Origin of the sequence: Tsukamurella sp. 1534 (assembly GCF_000312385.1) — a bacterium.
Lineage (GTDB): Bacteria > Actinomycetota > Actinomycetes > Mycobacteriales > Mycobacteriaceae > Tsukamurella.
In genome coordinates, this window is the sequence record NZ_HE997626.1 from 2,187,804 (window position 1) to 2,203,789 (window position 15,986).

The window sequence follows — 15,986 nt, forward strand, 5'->3', positions numbered from 1 at the left end:
AGCGCCGGACCCGCGGCGAGGGCGGCGGCCATCGCCGCGGCGGTGAGGCGGGCGCCCCGTCGCATCAGAGGTTCCGGACCGTGGCGTACACGTCCCATACCCACAGCAGGAGCGGCCCGGCCGCGGCGATCGTGAGGTACTCGCCGATCTCCGCGCACCGCCGCTGCACCGGGCTGAAGGTGACCCGCGGCGCGCCCACACCGCACGCGACCGCGAGGCCGCCGACCGCCGCGAGGAGGAGCAGGCCGAGCACGGGCCAGGCGCCGAAGCCCCAGGCGAGGCTCGTCGCGGTGCCGATCGCGATGACGGCTCCGCCGAGTACGGCCGACCCCGCCTGGACGGGATCGGTGTGGGTCCGGCCGCGCAGGCACAGCATCACGGCCATCACCAGCGCGAACGCCAAGTGGTGGCCGGGCAGTTCGCGGGTCGCGGCGCCGACGGCGAGGGTGGCGACGGTGGCCGCCGCGACCGCGCCCACCGTGACACCGCTGCACACCAGCTGGGCGTAGGCGGCCCGCGGAGCGTCGGTGGGCTCCTCGGCGCGGTCGCCGAGGCCCACCGCGACGGCCCCCACGCCGGCGACGGTGGGCGGCGGATCGTCGTCGATCGGATCGATGCGTTCACCCGCTGCGGGCACCCGCGGCAACGGGAGCCGGGCGGCCAGCGCGCCGATCCGGGCGGCGAATGTGATCACCACGTAGGCGGCGACGGCGACCGTCGCGGCCAGAGCGGCGCGCCTGCCCGGTAGCCACAGCGCGACGAGGAACGCGGGTGAGGCGATCGCCGCGGCGGCGAGGACCGCCGTGTGCACGAGGACGCCGCGCCCGGTGAGCCGCATCGCCGTGAACGCCGTCAGCGCCGCCGCGGCGGACGCGAGGAGTGCGTGCGGCGCGCCGTACCGCCCGTCGGAGCCCAGCGGTACCGCGCACGCCCCCGTGGTCGCGGCGAGCACGACGGCGCATCCCGCGAGCGCCGTAGGGACCGGCCCCGGGGCGCGCATCCGGCGCGACGCCACCACCGAGCTGACGAGCGCCGCCAGGGTCGCCGCGGCGCACCACAGCTGCGCGAAGACCCCGTCGACCGCTGCCCGCTGCCCGCCGTCGCCCCTCGGCGCCGCCCCGAGGCGCAGCGCGACCGCGGCGGTGGCGGCGGTCGCCAGCCCCAGCACCACGAGCCCCACGATCGCGGCCGCGTTCTCGTCCCATCGGCGCCGCGCCGCGAGATCCGCTGCGGTGGTGTCGAAGACGTCGTCGAACACCGCCGGTGGCGGCACCGCGTCGGCGACGAACAGCACCAGGAGGTCGCCGTCCGTGATGCCGGCATCCGCCGGTGTCCGCGGGCCGGGCAGAGGATCGCCGCCGACCGGGGCGAGTCGCCAGGGGCGGGTCCATGCGGCGTCGTCGGTGCCGGACACCCGATCGCCGAACAGCCGCACCAGCTCGGGGATGAGGACCTCGGTGGGCGACTGCAGGGGCAGCGAGACGTCGACCTGGGCACCGCCGCACAGCACGCTGACGCGACTGAGCCGCGCCAGCTCGACGTTCGTGTCCTCCGCCAGTTCGGTCATCGCGTTCCCCCTCGCACGACGTTCCCCCGTGCCCGCGCCGGGCCCGATATGAATTGGACGCACGGGGACGGCGATCGGTTCCCTCGCCGCCGAAGTTCGTGGAAATCCGTGCGTGGTGCGATCGGGCGGGGCACAGTGTGGACACGACGGTGCGTGGGGGCGCGCCGCAATCCGGGGGAGGCCAGAACGTGGCTGATGTGGTGTTCGAGCCGGTCACAGAGGGATTCGCGCGGAAGCAGCGGCTGGCGCCGCCGCGAACGCCGGGCGGTGAAGTGGCGCTGCAGGCGCCGCCGGAGATCCCGCGCGCGGTGCCGGGCGGCCTGCTCGGCAAACTGCTGCCGGCCGTGATGGTGATCGCGGTGGTCGGCATGCTCGTGCTGATGTTCACCTCGGGCAGTTCGATGATGGCCAGCCCGTTCATGATGATGTTCCCGCTCATGATGCTCGTCTCGATGGTGGGCATGTACGGGATGAATTCCGGCCGCGGCGCCGGGAACTCGGCCGCGGAGCTCAACGAGGACCGCAAGGACTACTTGCGGTACCTGGGACAGGTTCGCGGACAGGTGGAGCGCACCCGGGGCGAGCAGCGCGCCGCGCTGGAATGGATCCATCCCGATCCCGATGCGCTTCCCGGCTGCGTGGGCGGCCGCCGGATGTGGGAGCGGCGGCCGTCGGACCCCGACTTCCTGCACGCGCGCGTCGGCGTCGGGAGCCAGCGGCTCGCCACCCGGCTGGTGCCGCCGGAGACCGGCCCGCTGGAGGACCTGGAGCCCGTTTCGACGGTGGCGCTGCGCCGATTCGTCCGCCGCAACGCGGCCGTCCCGGGCCTGCCGGTCGCGGTCGCCCTGCGGGGGTTCCCCGCGATCGGGATCGACGGTCCGCGGGTGGCGGGTTACGACGTGGTCCGCTCGGTCCTGCTCGGGCTCGCCACGCTGCACGGCCCCGACCACGTGCGGATCGTGGTGGCCACGGCCGATGTGGAGTCGCCGGAATGGTCATGGGTCAAGTGGCTTCCGCACGCGGCGCATCCCACCCGGGGCGATGCGCTGGGCCCGGCCCGGCTCGTGTTCGGTTCGATCGCCGAGCTGGAGGACGCGATCACGCCGGAACTCGTGGACCGTGGGGCGTTCGCGCGATCCGCCCCGCCCGATCCGTCCCGGCCGCACCACGTGGTGGTGCTCGACCGCGGCATCGACGTCGAACCGGGCGGCGCCCTCGACGCGGCCGTCGGCATCGACGGGGTCACCGTGATCGACCTGTCGCCCGAGCCGGGCTCGCTCGCGGTGCGCTGCGGCCTGCAGTTGGTGATCGACGATGCGGGCCGGCTCGGCGCACGCAGCGCCGCGGGCACCGAGTTCTTCGCCCTGCCCGACGCCGTCACGGCGGGCGCGGCCCAGGCGACCGCGCGCCGGCTGGGGCGCTACCGGCCCGCATCCGTCGCCCAACTGGTCGACTTCGACTCCGATGCGGGCCCGTCGGATCCGGGACTGCCCGCGCTCATCGGCGTGGCCGACGCGGCGGCGATCACTCCCGAGACGGCCTGGCGCGAGCGGACGGCCCGCGAGCGGCTGCGGGTGCCCATCGGCGTGGGCCCCCGCGGCGAACCGGTCGAGCTCGACCTCAAGGAGGCCGCCGAGAACGGCATGGGACCGCACGGTCTGTGCATCGGGGCGACGGGGTCCGGCAAATCGGAGTTCCTCCGCACCCTGGTGCTGTCGATGGTGGCGACGCATCCACCCGAGGCGCTCAACCTGGTGCTGGTCGACTTCAAGGGCGGCGCGACCTTCCTCGGCCTGGAGTCGCTGCACCACGTCGCCGCGGTGATCACCAACCTCGAGGAGGAGATCGCCATGGTGGACCGGATGCGGGACGCCCTGTCCGGCGAGATGAACCGGCGGCAGGAGGTGCTGCGGAGGGCGGGCAACTTCGCCAACGTCGGCGAGTACGAGAAGGCCCGTCGCGCGGGCGCACCCCTCGATCCGATGCCCGCACTCGTGGTGATCGTCGACGAGTTCTCCGAACTGCTCGCGCAGAAGCCGGATTTCGCCGAGCTCTTCGTCGCGATCGGCCGGCTCGGCAGGTCCCTGCACATCCACCTCCTGCTGGCCTCGCAGCGCCTGGAGGAGGGCAAGCTGCGTGGCCTGGATTCGCACCTGTCCTACCGGATCGGACTGAAGACGTTCTCCGCCAGTGAGTCCCGTGCGGTCCTCGGGGTTCCGGACGCGTACCACCTGCCGTCCACGCCGGGCGCCGGATACCTCAAATTCGACGCCGACCCGCCCCGCCGGTTCCACGCCAGTTACGTATCGGGCGACTACGTGCCGCCCGCCACGCGCGCGCCCGCTGCGGCGCGGTTCGGCACCGTCGGCGAATGCTCCGTCCGCGTGTTCGGCAACGCGCCGGCCCCCGTCGAGAAGCGGCGGACGGGACTCCCGGAAGGATTGCGCCGCATCCCCGCTGCGCCGGGTGACGAAGCGCCGCTCCCGGATCGGCCCGGGCCCGCGGCGGCCACCGGTGCGTCCGTGTTGCAGACGATGGTGGGCCGGCTCAGCGGGCACGGTCTTCCGGCGCACGAGGTGTGGCTGCCTCCGCTCGACGAGTCCTCCGCCGTCGGGGAGCTCGCCGAACACCTGCGTCGCACCGATCCGACGCCGCTGCGCGTGGCGATCGGTGTGGTGGACCGCCCGTACGATCAGCGGCGCGATCTGCTGGTGGTGGACCTCAATGGGGCGCAGGGCAACGTCGCGGTGGTCGGGGGGCCGCAGTCGGGCAAGTCGACGGCGCTGCGCACGTTGATCGTGTCGGCGGCGCTCACCCACACGCCCCGGCAGGCGCAGTTCTACGTGCTCGACTTCGGCGGCGGGTCCCTGGCGGGATTGACGGGGTTGCCGCACGTGGGATCGGTCGCCGGGCGGCTCGACCCGGATCGGGTGCGGCGCACCGTCGCCGAGGTGAACGGCGTGATCCGCCGGCGAGAGGCGGCGTTCCGGGAGCACGGCGTGGAGTCGATGGCGCAGTACCGCGAGCACCCCGCGGCCCAGCGGGATCCGTTCGGCGACGTGTTCCTGGTGATCGACGGGTGGCAGGTGGTGCGCTCGGAGTTCGAGACGCTGGAGGCGCAGGTGAACGCGATCGCCGCGCAGGGCCTGTCCTACGGCGTGCACCTGGTGATCTCGGCGGCGCGATGGGGCGAGATCCGTCCGGCGGTCAAGGACCAGTTGGGTACCCGCATCGAGTTGAGGCTGGGCGATCCGATGGATTCCGAGATGGGTCGGCGCGTCGCCGGGCTGGTGCCGCTCGGACGCCCGGGCCGCGGCCTGACCTCCGAGCAACTGCACATGCTGGTGGCGCTGCCGTGCGCCACACCGTCGGCGGACCTCCCGGCGGCCCAGGCGGCCACCGTCGCGGACCTCGCCGGGCGATACGGGGACGTGGCGCCCGAGGTGCGGATGCTGCCGGACCGCGTTCTGCTGGACCGGATCCCCGCCCGCCGGGACGCGCCGCCGACGCACGCCGTGTTCGGCATCGGGGAATCGGAGCTGGCGGCCGCCACGCTGCAGTTCGAATCCCAGCCGTTCTTCCTGATCCTCGGCGACACCGAGTGCGGCAAGACGGAGACGCTGCGCACCATCATGGCCTCGCTCGTCGCGGGCGGCGCACCACAGCGGACGAAGATCGTCCTGGCCGACTACCGCCGCACCCTGCTCGGGGCGGTCGAGGGCGACCACCTGGCCGGCTACGCGTCGTCGGCGGAGACGCTCACCCCGATGGCGGCGGAGCTCGCCGAGGTCATGCGCGGGCGCTGCCCCGGCCCGGACGTCACGCCGCAGCAGCTCAAGGAGCGCTCGTGGTGGAGCGGGCCGGACGTCTACGTGGTGGTCGACGATTACGACCTGGTGGCCGGCTCCTCGGGGAACCCTCTGGCGCCGCTCCTGGAACTACTGCCGCAGGCGCGCGACATCGGGCTGCGCGTGATCATCGCGCGGCGCAGCGGCGGACTCGCCCGCGGCCTGTACGAGCCGTTCCTCGCGCGCATCCGGGACCTCGCGGCGGACGGGCTGGTGATGAGCGGCTCCCGCGAGGAGGGCACCGTGCTCGGCGCGGTCAAGATGTCCGCGATGCCGCCCGGCCGCGGCACCTGGGTGTCCCGCGCCCGCGGGGTCGAACTCATCCAGGTCGCACTGGCCGCCGACCCCGACGAGCCCTGACGGGACCCCGGTGCCCGAACTACCGGGCCCGGTACACCCGGGAACGATGATCGACCCGTGACACCAGTACGAGGTGTGCGCCGTCGTGGATCTCGTACAGGACACGGTAGTCGCCACGCCGCGCGCTGTGCATGCCTTCCAGCTCGCGGGACAGGGGCTTGCCCACCCTATGAGGGTTGTCCGCCAGCGGGCCCAGGATGAAAGCGACGACCGCGGCGGCGTACCGCGGGGAGATCGCGGCGAGATCGCGCTCGGCGCGGACCGACACCTCGATCGTGTACCTCACCGACGGCTGTATCGGTCGCGGAGAACGTCCGCCGAGATCGTGCGACCGGCGTCGAGATCGGCCCGCGCTTCGGAGACGGCGGCGATCGTATCGGTCTGCGAAAGCCAGTGCAGCGTCTCCTGCAGGGAATCCCACTCCTCGGCCGAGACGAGCACCGCGGCAGGAGAGCCGTTCCGAGTGATCGTCACGTGCTCGTGCGTCGTTGCCGCGTCGTCGACCAACTCATTGAGGGACGACTTCGCGGTGCTGATCGAAATGGTCTTCACGCCTGCAATTCTAGACCTGAATTGAGGTCGTGCCAAGACTGCAATCACAGATCTCTACCGGGTGGCGGGGAGAACGCACGCGAGGCCCGCGCAGGCTACGTCAGTTGCCCTCGCGCGGAGCGGGCTCGGGGCCCGCGTTGCCGGAGTCCTCGGTCTGGGACACGTCGTTCGGGCTCGGGTACACCAGGCGGAAGTGCGAGCGGTCCCGCTCCATGAACCGCCGCTCGTACGCGCCCTCGAACCGCTTGCCCTCCACGGTCGCCGACACGTGCAGCACGTCGCCGTCCAACCGGGTGGTCATGTCGATCGGCGCGTCGTCCTCGTTCTTGCGCAGCTTGAGGACATCGCCGTCCGCCTCGGCCTGCCACGCCGTCACGTACCCGTTCGGTGCCTGCGTCACCACGCTGTCGTACGACGAGCTGATCGTCTCCAGCGCCTTGTTGGAATCGCTGCCGCGCAGCGTGATCGCGATGTTCGACCACGGTGCCGGGCCGCCGCCTTGCACGAGCGGGGCCGGCGCACCGTCGACCGTGAACGACGTGGCCCGCCAGACCCCGTCCAGCGGGGAGCGCGTCGTGTGCTGGACCCACGTCATGAGCGCGCCGTTCGCGCCCATGCTCACCACCACCAGGCACGCGCCCGCGTATTTCACCAACAGGCCCAGGATCCGCGGGCCGGACTTCGATGCGCCCCAGACCGGCAGCGGCGCCACGGGTTCCACGCCCGGGCGGTTCAGCCCCACCCGGAGGAAGTTCCGCCAGTACGGCACGCTGAGCGCGACCGCGATCACGAACAGCTCGCCGGAGACGATCTTCACCGGCACGTCGTAGAACAGGTTGAGCAGGAACACCTGTGCCGTCGCCACCAGCGCCAGCACGATGCCCGCCACCGACGTGCGGCGCCACAGCAGCAGGATTCCCGCCGCCAGCTCCACCAGGCCCGTCGCGATCGAGTACGGCGTGGATGCGCCCATGAAACCCCACAGCACGTTGAACATGCTGGTGTCGCCGGTGAGCTGCAGCTGATGCGACGGCAGCGCCATGAAGCCCATCTGCGTGGGGATCACCTTGATCAGCCCGTAGAAGATCATCGACAGCGAGAGCCCGTACCGCGCGAACACCTCCAGCAGGCCGCCCAGCGAACGGTAGTTCGCGCGCCGCCGGTCGAGCGCCGTCCACACCAGGGTGATCACGACGCTCACGATCAGCCAGCCCAGATGCCAGTCCCACACCCACTGCTGATCGCCGATGCTGCCCGGCGTCACCTCCACGCCGGCGCCCGTCGTGAAGTAGCTGCCGATCTGCGCGAGCGTCCACCAGACGCCGGTGAAGTACCAGACGGTGCCGAGTCCCGCGTTGCCGAGCACCGAGAACACCACGACGCCCATCCCGAACGCGAACAGGAACCGGAACGCGAGTTTGCGTCGCGCACTCCACCATCGGGTCGACTCCGGCGCGGCGGCGGGGGTCGGAGGGGCGGGTTCCGGGATCGCGGCGGGAATCTCGGGTGCGTTCATGAGCTCAGCGTATGAGTATTCGGGTGTGGGCTCCAGTGACATCTGTCATCGCTCCCGGCGCGTGGGCTCGCCTACGGGAAGTCCGGAACCGGGAGCTGCTCGTCGGGCTCCTGGTGGGTGAACCGCAGCCCCTCCGACGCCCGGGCCATCGGCCGGCGCTCGTACTCGGCGCGCACGGCGTGCCCGTCGACGGTGCCGGACAGCGCGAGCCGATCGGGGGCCTCCTGCCGGTAGTCGAGCCGGATCGGCGGATCCGATTCCCGCTGCCTGATCGTCAGGGCGTCGTCGCCCACCTCCAGGTGCCACGCGGTGATCGCCGCGCTGGGCGTCTGCGTGACCAGCGTCGTGAAATCGTCCGCCATCGCCTCTACCCCACCCTTCCCGCGATAGGTGATCGCCACGTTCACCCACGGCAGCGCGCCCGGCGCCCCCTGCGCGGCGACGGTGCCGGAGGCCACGGCCTCCCGGCCGTCCACCGTGAACGACGTGGCGTGCCACGTCCCGTCGACGGGGGAGCGCGCCTCCTGCGTGGACGCGTAGCCCAGGGCGCCCAACGCCACGGAGCCGAACAGCATGACCGCGATCCCCAGCGCGGCCACCGTTTTGCCGGTGCGCCGCAGCCAGGTGCGGTCGGCCCCGGCCGGGCGCCACAGCCGCGGCTGCGCGCCCGCCGGCCGCCCGAGCGCGGCGTTGACCAGGTTCGGCCACACCGGGGCGAGGATCGCGATCGCGATCACCAGGAACTCGAACGCCAGGAACTTCACGGGCACGTTGTAGAACGTGTCCATCAGCACCACCTGGGCCATGGACACGATCGCGCCCAGCGCGCCCACGATCCACGTCCGGCGCGACAGCAGGAGCAGCCCCGAGACCGTCTCGACGAGGCCGGTCACCATCGAGTAGCCGTCCGAGGCGCCCATGAACCCCCACAGCATGTTCATCCGGCTGATGTCGCCCGCGGGCTGCAGGGCGTACGTGGGGAGGTCCATCATCCCCATCTGGGTGGGGATCAGCTTGGCGATCCCGTAGAAGATCATGCCCATGGCCAGCGCGAACCGGGACACCTCCCAGAGCAGCCCGGCGAGGGCGCGGTAGTCGGTGCGGCGCCGGTCGAAGTACCACCAGGCGACCGCGAGCACGAGCCCCACGGCCACCGCGCCCCCGTGGTACTGCCAGATCGACAGGGTGTCACCCGTGCCGCCGATCTTCGGCGCCGCGTACTCGGTGCCGCTGAGGAACGCCCCGATCCGCCCGAACGGCGCCTTCACCGGGTCCATCACGGGCGCCAGGATCAGGCTGCCCAACACGCCGAGCACCAGAATCAGTCCGCCCACGCAGCACAGGACGCGGAACGCGAACAGCTGCGCGGTGGACCAGGGACGGGCGGAATCGCCGGCGGGTCGCGTCACCGGCTCGAGGTCAGTGGTCATGGGTGAAAAGCTATGGCGCGCGCAGTCCCCGACACATCGGGGAAGACCCCGGGTTCGCACCCTGAACGTCCCCCGGGCGCGGGACCCGGGCCCGGCACCGTCGGGCGTTTTGACCTGCGCCCTTGTGCCCGCGTACTCTGGTCCGCTGGTGTGTGACGCCCTTCGGTGCGCCCTGTGCGGGCCGGAGGACAGTCGAGTCCCGGGTCTCCGTTGGTCGCCGGGAGTGCTCTGCCCCGCACCGGACCAGCACCGAACCGACTATGCAGAGGATCTCCTGTGCCTACTTACACCCCCAAGGCGGGTGACGTGACCCGGCAGTGGCACGTCATCGACGCTTCTGACGTGGTGCTCGGCCGCCTCGCCGTCGCAGCGGCCAACCTGCTGCGCGGCAAGCACAAGCCGACCTACGCCCCCAACGTGGACGGCGGCGACTACGTCATCATCATCAACGCGGAGAAGGTCGCCCTCTCGGGCGCCAAGCTCACCGACAAGCGGCACTACCGCCACTCGGGTTTCCCGGGCGGCCTCAGCTCGCGCTCCGTCGGTGAGGTGCTCGGCTCCAAGAACCCCGAGCGCGTCGTGCAGAAGGCTGTTCTGGGCATGATCCCGAAGAACAAGCTCGGCAGCGCCATCGGCGGCAAGCTGAAGGTCTACGCCGGCCCGAACCACCCCCACGCCGCGCAGCAGCCGGTTCCCTACGAGATCAAGCAGGTGGCGCAGCAGTGAGCGAAGCGACTGAGAACATCGAGACCGAGGCCGAGGTCGTCCCCAACGAGTACACCTCGGAGACCCCCGAGGCCGCTGCCGAGACCCGCGCCCCCCGTGGCCCCGTGGTCGTCGAGCGTCCCGTGCAGACCGTCGGCCGCCGCAAGGAGGCCGTCGTCCGCGTGCGCCTGACCGCCGGCACCGGCGATTTCGTGCTGAACGGCCGCACCATCGAGGACTACTTCCCCAACAAGCTGCACCAGCAGCTGGTGAAGGACCCGCTGGTCACCGTCGAGCGCCTCGAGTCGTTCGACATCCACGCCAACCTCACCGGTGGCGGCCCCTCGGGCCAGGCCGGCGCGCTGCGCCTGGCCATCGCCCGTGCTCTCATCGAGGTCTCGCCGGAGGATCGCCCCGCGCTCAAGCGCGCCGGCTTCCTGACGCGTGACCCGCGCGCCGTCGAGCGCAAGAAGTACGGCCTGAAGAAGGCCCGCAAGGCTTCGCAGTACAGCAAGCGCTGATTGCAGGCTTTCCACCAGGGCAGGCACCCGCATCCGTGCGGGCGCCTGCCCTGGTCTCGTTTCCACCCTTCTTCTCAACTTGTGAGGTACTGACCCATGGGGCGTCTGTTCGGGACCGACGGTGTGCGCGGCCTGGCCAACAAGGATCTGACCGCCGACCTGGCGCTACGCCTGTCCGCCGCGGCCGCGGCGGTGCTCGGCGCCCACGATCTGGACGGTGACACCCGGCCCTTCGCCGTGGTCGGCTGGGACCCGCGGGCATCATCGGAGATGCTGTCCGCGGCCGTCTCGGCGGGCCTGGCCAGCGCGGGCGTCGACGTGCACCTGGTGGGCGTCATGCCCACCCCGGCCGTCGCGCATCTCACCGCGGAGTACGACGCCGCGCTCGGCGTGATGATCTCGGCATCGCACAATCCCATGCCGGACAACGGGATCAAGTTCTTCGCGCGCGGCGGGCACAAGCTCGAGGACGCGCAGGAGGACGCGATCGAGGCCGTCCTCGACGACCCGAACCCGCCCCGCCCCACGGGCGCCGCGATCGGGCGGGTCACCCGCGCCGAGGACGCCGTGGACCGGTACGTCGCGCACCTCGAGTCCGCGATCCACCACCCGCTCACCGGCGTGAAGGTCGTGGTGGACGCCGCCAACGGCGCCGCCTCGTCGGTCGCCGCGAAGGCGTACCGGGACGCGGGCGCCACCGTCGTGGCGATCCACGACGCCCCGGACGGCCTCAACATCAACCGCGACTGCGGCTCGACGCACCTGCAGAGCCTGCAGGCCGCCGTGCTGGAGCACGGCGCCGACCTCGGGCTCGGGCACGACGGCGACGCCGATCGCTGCCTGGCCGTCGACGCCGCCGGCCGGATCGTGGACGGCGACGCCATCATGGCCGTCCTCGCGATCGCCATGGACGAGGCCGGCGAGCTCGTCGATCACACCCTGGTCGCGACCGTCATGAGCAACCTGGGCCTGCACATCGCGATGCGCGCGGCCGGGATCACCCTGCGCACCGCCGCCGTCGGGGACCGGTACGTGCTCGAGGAGCTCCGCAACGGCGGGTACTCGCTGGGCGGCGAGCAGTCCGGGCACGTCGTGCTCCCGGCCCTCGGCACCACGGGCGACGGTGTGCTCACCGGGCTCAAGCTCATGGAGCGGATGGCGCAGACGGGGCGCGACCTGGCCGACCTGGCCGGCGTCCTGACGGTGCTGCCCCAGGTGCTGCTCAACGTGCGCGTCGTGGACAAGGCCGCGGCGATGGCGTCGGCCGAGCTCACCGCGGCGCTGGCCGCGGAGGAGGCCCGCCTGGGTGACGACGGCCGTATCCTGCTCCGCCCGTCGGGCACCGAGCCGCTGGTGCGGGTGATGGTGGAGGCTCCCACCGAGGAGGCCGCCCGCGGGACGGCCGAACGGCTGGCATCGCTCATATCCTGAGTCGCCGGAGTCCTATCGAAACGTTTTGATAACCGGTACGGTGTGGACATGACCGGTTCGCAGGACTTCCAGGGTGTGCTGTTCGACTTCTCCGGGACGCTCTTCCGGCTGGAGGAGGATCCGTCCTGGTTCGACGGCTTCACCGACGGTGAGGGCAACCCGATCGCGGGCGCGGCGCAGGCCGAGCTGATGCGCCGGATGACGGCCCCGATGGGGCTGCCGGTGCCGATGGAGGGCGAGATCCTCGCCGCCTGGCACGGCCGCGACCTCAGCGCCGAGAACCACCGCATCGCCTACCACCACGTGCTGGAACAGTCCGGGGTCGTGGACCCGGGCCAGCGCGCCGAGCTGTACGGGCGGGTCTCCAACCCCGACTGCTGGCGGATCTATCCGGACACCGCCCGCGTTCTGCGCGCCCTCCGCGACGAGGGCCTCAAGGTGGGCGTGCTGTCGAACATCGCCTACGACATCCGGCCCGCGTTCGTCCGCGAGGGCATCGACGGGCTGGTCGACGCGTTCGTGCTCTCCTTCGAGGTGGGGCACATGAAGCCGGACGCGGAGGTGTTCCGCATCGCCACCGCGGCTCTGGGGTTGCCGCCGGAGCGGGTGCTCATGGTCGGCGACAGCGCCGAGGCCGACGGTGGCGCCACGGCCATCGGCTGCGGGTTCGCGCAGGTGGAGCCGCTGCCCGTCGACGAACGGCCCGACGGCCTGGTCGCCGCGGTCCGGGAGGCCGGCGCCCCGGCCTGACGGGGATCCGCCCGGCGCCCGGGCCTGACGGACCCGGTGCCTCGGCCGGTGGGCCGGCCCGGCTCTCGGGAACCGTTCGCCGCGCTCGTGCGTCCAATGGATGAGGGGTCCATGGGACGCACGACGAGCGGGGGAGTCGCATGTCGGGGACGAAGATCGATGCGGCCGCGGTCGCGCGCGCGGGCGGCGTGTATACGACGGAGGCGGACGACCTGACCGGAGCCGCGTCGCGGATCCGCGGCTACACCGCCGAGCCCGGTGACTTCGGGAGGAAGTACCAGGCTAAGGGGGAGGCGTACGGCGCCTCGCTCCGGCTGCTCAGCGATGCGGTGGACGCCTGGCGCAACGGTGCGCGGGCCGTCGGGACCGGGCTCACGAACTCCGCGTCCGCGCACAAGAGCACCGACACCGGTGCCGCGTCCGCCGTGACCGGGGCCGGCAATGGGGGATGACGGCCGGAGGATCGACGGTGTCCTCGACGGGGGCGCCGGCTGCCTGCAGTACTTCAAGGTGATGCTGCAGATCGCGCCGGTCATCGCACCCGGAACGCAGTGGCCGGAGTGGTCGGCCCTCTGCGCGAAGTACGACTACGAGCGCGGGACCGACCTGGCCGCCCTCAAGGCGGACGCGGAGACGCTGCGGGCACAGGCGACGATCGCTCGGCAGTCCGTCGCCGACCAGTCGGGCGCCCGCGACCGGGTGCGGATCGCCTGGCCGGACGACGCCGGTCAGGCGGCCACGACCACGCTCAACGCCCACCAGGAATGGAGCGAGCCCGTCGCCGCCAAGGTCGAGGCCGCGGCGACGGCGGCCGAGGCGGTGCCGGGTGCGGTGAAAGCGGCCGTGGAGACGAAGGTCGCGAACCTGACCGAGGAGTTCCCGCTGTCCGGGGCGGACAGGTTCGCCGCCTACTACTCCGGTCTCATGGGCGTCGCCACGAAAATGCCTCTGCTCAACGTCATCGACTCGACACTCGCCGACCGGTTCACCGAACAACTGGAGGAAGACCTCGAGAGGTTCACGACGATCATCAACACCGCCGTCAGTGCGGTCGAGGCCGCCTACGACACCGTGCCCGCGGCCGTGAGCGGGGTGAACACGGCGGCGTTCCCCGCGCCGGCGTTCGGCGCTATCACGGGTACCGAAACGGGCGGCACGGGAGGAGGATCGGGCGGCGGGGGCGGCACCGGATCCGGCGGCGGCTCCGGCGGATCGAGGTCGGGCGGGGGCTCCAGCGGGGGCTCGGGAGGAGGCAGAGGCGGCGGCTCCGGCTCCGGCTCCGGCTGGAAGAGCCCGTCCACGAGTACGGGGACAGGCGGCACCACGGGCGCCGGCACCCCGCCGGCGTCCACCCCGTCGACCGCGACCCCGTCGACCGCGACCCCGTCGACCGCGACCCCGTCGATCACGCCCCCGTTGAGCTCCACCCCATCGACCACGGGCACGGGGTCCCCGGCGGCGACGCCGGCCACCTCGGCGACGCCGAGCACCGGTTCGCCCGCCACCACCTCGCCCACCTCGGCGGCGGGAAGCGGAACACCGTCGTGGCTCTCGGATCTCGGATCGAAGCTCAGCGAGAAGCTGGGCCTCGGCAAGGACTCCGATACCGGCACGGGCGACGGCAAGAGCGGGAAGGGGGAAGGAAACGGCCTGGGGGACAAGGACGGCGAGGACGCCGCGAACGGCAAGGACCCGGCGGGCGGCGAGCGGACGGCGACGCTCACCGACGCGCTCGGTAGGAAGATCACCGCGACCATCAGCCCCGACGGCAAGTCCGTCGAGGTCACGCTGAAGAAGCCGGACGGTACGGAGGAGAGGGCCGTGCTCCGCGTCGGCGACGACGGGAAACTGACCCTCGCGGAGAACGGCGCCGGCGACAAGGCGAGCGGAGACATGCAGGCAGACAAGACCGGAGACGCTGGGAAGGCGCCGAGCGGAGCCGGAGCCGACGGCAAGGCCGGCGCGGCGACGCCCTCCACCCCCGGATCCGGCAGCGGCACAGGGGCTTCCGCCGCGGGCGCCCAGCCCGGCGGCGGTGCCACCCCCAGCGCGGCGCCTGCCACCGGCACACCCGAACCGGGCGGCGCGGGCGGGGGAGTCGCGGCACCGACGCCTTCGGCCCCGGCGCCTTCGACTCCGGCGCCGAGCCCTGAGCGGTCCGGCGCACCGTCGACCTCCGGAGCGCCGTGCCCGCCCGAAACCCAGGGCAGCGGTGCGGACTTCGCGACCTCGACGCCGTAGGGGACGCCGGTGACACCGCCGTTGTGGGATCCCGAGGACCACGCCCGCGCGCTGCGCACAGCGGCGCGTCAGGCGCTGCTCGACGACGTCATGCAGGCCCTCGGCGTGACCCCGCCGGACGAACCGATCACCGAGCCCATCCCCGTGATCCGCCCCGACGAGGCGCCGCCGTCCTGGCTCACCGCGGGGTGAGGCCGCCGGGCGGAACCGCCCTGTCAGGCCAGGCTGCGGACCTTCTGCAGGAGGCTGGGCTCCTCGGGCTCGGCGTGCGGGGTCCACACCGCCGAGGTGTCGCCCCAGTCCGCGTCGAGCTCGGCGAAGATCTTGTAGTCCTTCTGGTCGCCCACGGTCCCGAGCAGGAACCCGGTGAGCAGGGCCCGCACGATCTTCTGCGTCGACTTGTCCGCGCCGCCGGCGCCGAGCGCGCCGCGCACGGAGAGCCCCTCGGCGAGGCCACCGGGCTCGGAATCGGGCACGAGGCGCAGCTCGGTGGGGCCGCCGTAGCGCATCGAGAGCACCCCGGCGTTGGACGTCATCGACTGCTCGTCGCCGGGCCGCGCCAGGATCATGGCCTGCGCGAGGACAGTGGCCGAGGCCTGCTCCGCCCGGGGCGACGTGGGCGCCGGGTACAGCGCGGCGAGCGCCTCGATCCGGGGGTCGGCGGCCGCCGCGATGAGCGCCGCGCCGGTACCCCACGCGTGCCCGGCCACGGCGCGCTTGGCCTTGTTCACCGTGATGTCGCCGGTGCCCAGCCGCACCTCGGTGATCACGTCGAGCGCGGTGCCCAGGTCCAGCGCCAGCTTCCCGTCGGACGGCAGCACGCCGCCCTCGGTGTCCGGCGCCGCCACCACGAGGCCCCACGATGCGAGGTGTTCGAGCGTCTTGCGGTACCGCTTCACGGGCGTCACCCAGTCGTGCGCGAACGCCACCGCGGGGAGGTTCACGCCGCTCTCCGGCGTGTAGATCAGGCCCGGCACACCGGCCACGCCCAGATCGCCCTGGAGCACGCGGTGCGGGCCGCGGCGCTGCAACTGCTTCACCAGCTTGTTCGCATCGGTCACCCCT

14 protein-coding genes are annotated in these 15,986 nt (G+C 72.5%); 8 read left to right on the forward strand and 6 right to left on the reverse strand.

The annotated features are described in order from the left end of the window. Positions 1-64: 64 nt before the first annotated feature. Positions 65-1,567, reverse strand: coding sequence for a type VII secretion integral membrane protein EccD (gene eccD / locus BN39_RS10665; RefSeq protein WP_019202388.1), 1,503 nt, complete (start codon positions 1,565-1,567; stop codon positions 65-67). A 188-nt stretch (positions 1,568-1,755) separates the two neighbouring features. On the opposite strand from eccD, the gene eccCa reads away from it, so the two are divergent. After that, positions 1,756-5,775: a type VII secretion protein EccCa gene (gene eccCa, locus BN39_RS10670; protein WP_051158999.1), complete on the forward strand. Its 4,020-nt coding sequence runs from the start codon at positions 1,756-1,758 to the stop codon at positions 5,773-5,775. Between the two features lie 19 nt (positions 5,776-5,794). On the opposite strand, the gene BN39_RS10675 is transcribed toward eccCa, so the two are convergent. The 4 genes from BN39_RS10675 to BN39_RS10690 form a co-directional block, all read right to left on the reverse strand. Next, positions 5,795-6,061: a type II toxin-antitoxin system RelE/ParE family toxin gene (locus tag BN39_RS10675; protein ID WP_019202390.1), complete on the reverse strand. Its 267-nt coding sequence runs from the start codon at positions 6,059-6,061 to the stop codon at positions 5,795-5,797. Beyond that, a complete protein-coding gene (locus BN39_RS10680; RefSeq protein WP_019202391.1) occupies positions 6,058-6,327 on the reverse strand; it encodes a type II toxin-antitoxin system Phd/YefM family antitoxin in 270 nt (89 codons plus the stop codon). Before BN39_RS10680 ends, BN39_RS10675 begins: the two co-directional genes overlap by 4 nt. 100 nt (positions 6,328-6,427) lie before the next feature. Then, the gene (locus BN39_RS10685) at positions 6,428-7,843 is read right to left on the reverse strand and encodes a hypothetical protein (protein WP_019202392.1); all 1,416 of its coding nucleotides are present in this window, start codon (positions 7,841-7,843) and stop codon (positions 6,428-6,430) included. 71 nt (positions 7,844-7,914) lie between these two features. Further along, positions 7,915-9,273: a hypothetical protein gene (locus tag BN39_RS10690; RefSeq protein ID WP_019202393.1), complete on the reverse strand. Its 1,359-nt coding sequence runs from the start codon at positions 9,271-9,273 to the stop codon at positions 7,915-7,917. 276 nt (positions 9,274-9,549) lie between these two features. Between BN39_RS10690 and rplM the strand changes: the two genes are divergently transcribed. The 7 genes from rplM (at position 9,550) to BN39_RS10725 (ending at position 15,113) form a co-directional block, all read left to right on the forward strand. After that, positions 9,550-9,999, forward strand: coding sequence for a 50S ribosomal protein L13 (rplM, locus tag BN39_RS10695; protein WP_040766177.1), 450 nt, complete (start codon positions 9,550-9,552; stop codon positions 9,997-9,999). Beyond that, positions 9,996-10,499 (forward strand): 30S ribosomal protein S9, encoded by a 504-nt coding sequence (rpsI, locus tag BN39_RS10700; RefSeq protein WP_019202395.1) that lies wholly within the window; start codon positions 9,996-9,998, stop codon positions 10,497-10,499. Before rplM ends, rpsI begins: the two co-directional genes overlap by 4 nt. Before the next feature lie 96 nt (positions 10,500-10,595). After that, a complete protein-coding gene (glmM, locus tag BN39_RS10705) occupies positions 10,596-11,930 on the forward strand; it encodes a phosphoglucosamine mutase (RefSeq protein ID WP_019202396.1) in 1,335 nt (444 codons plus the stop codon). A gap of 48 nt (positions 11,931-11,978) precedes the next feature. Beyond that, positions 11,979-12,680: an HAD family hydrolase gene (locus BN39_RS10710; RefSeq protein ID WP_019202397.1), complete on the forward strand. Its 702-nt coding sequence runs from the start codon at positions 11,979-11,981 to the stop codon at positions 12,678-12,680. A gap of 140 nt (positions 12,681-12,820) precedes the next feature. Continuing rightward, positions 12,821-13,132: a hypothetical protein gene (locus BN39_RS10715; RefSeq protein WP_019202398.1), complete on the forward strand. Its 312-nt coding sequence runs from the start codon at positions 12,821-12,823 to the stop codon at positions 13,130-13,132. Next, positions 13,122-14,921, forward strand: coding sequence for a hypothetical protein (locus tag BN39_RS23220; protein ID WP_040766178.1), 1,800 nt, complete (start codon positions 13,122-13,124; stop codon positions 14,919-14,921). Before BN39_RS10715 ends, BN39_RS23220 begins: the two co-directional genes overlap by 11 nt. A 9-nt stretch (positions 14,922-14,930) precedes the next feature. Next, positions 14,931-15,113: a hypothetical protein gene (locus BN39_RS10725; protein WP_019202399.1), complete on the forward strand. Its 183-nt coding sequence runs from the start codon at positions 14,931-14,933 to the stop codon at positions 15,111-15,113. Positions 15,114-15,136: 23 nt separating this feature from the next. Here the strand turns inward: BN39_RS10725 and BN39_RS10730 are convergent, their stop codons facing one another. Further along, positions 15,137-15,982, reverse strand: a complete 846-nt coding sequence (locus BN39_RS10730; RefSeq protein WP_019202400.1) for a dienelactone hydrolase family protein — start codon at positions 15,980-15,982, stop codon at positions 15,137-15,139. Positions 15,983-15,986: the final 4 nt, after the last annotated feature.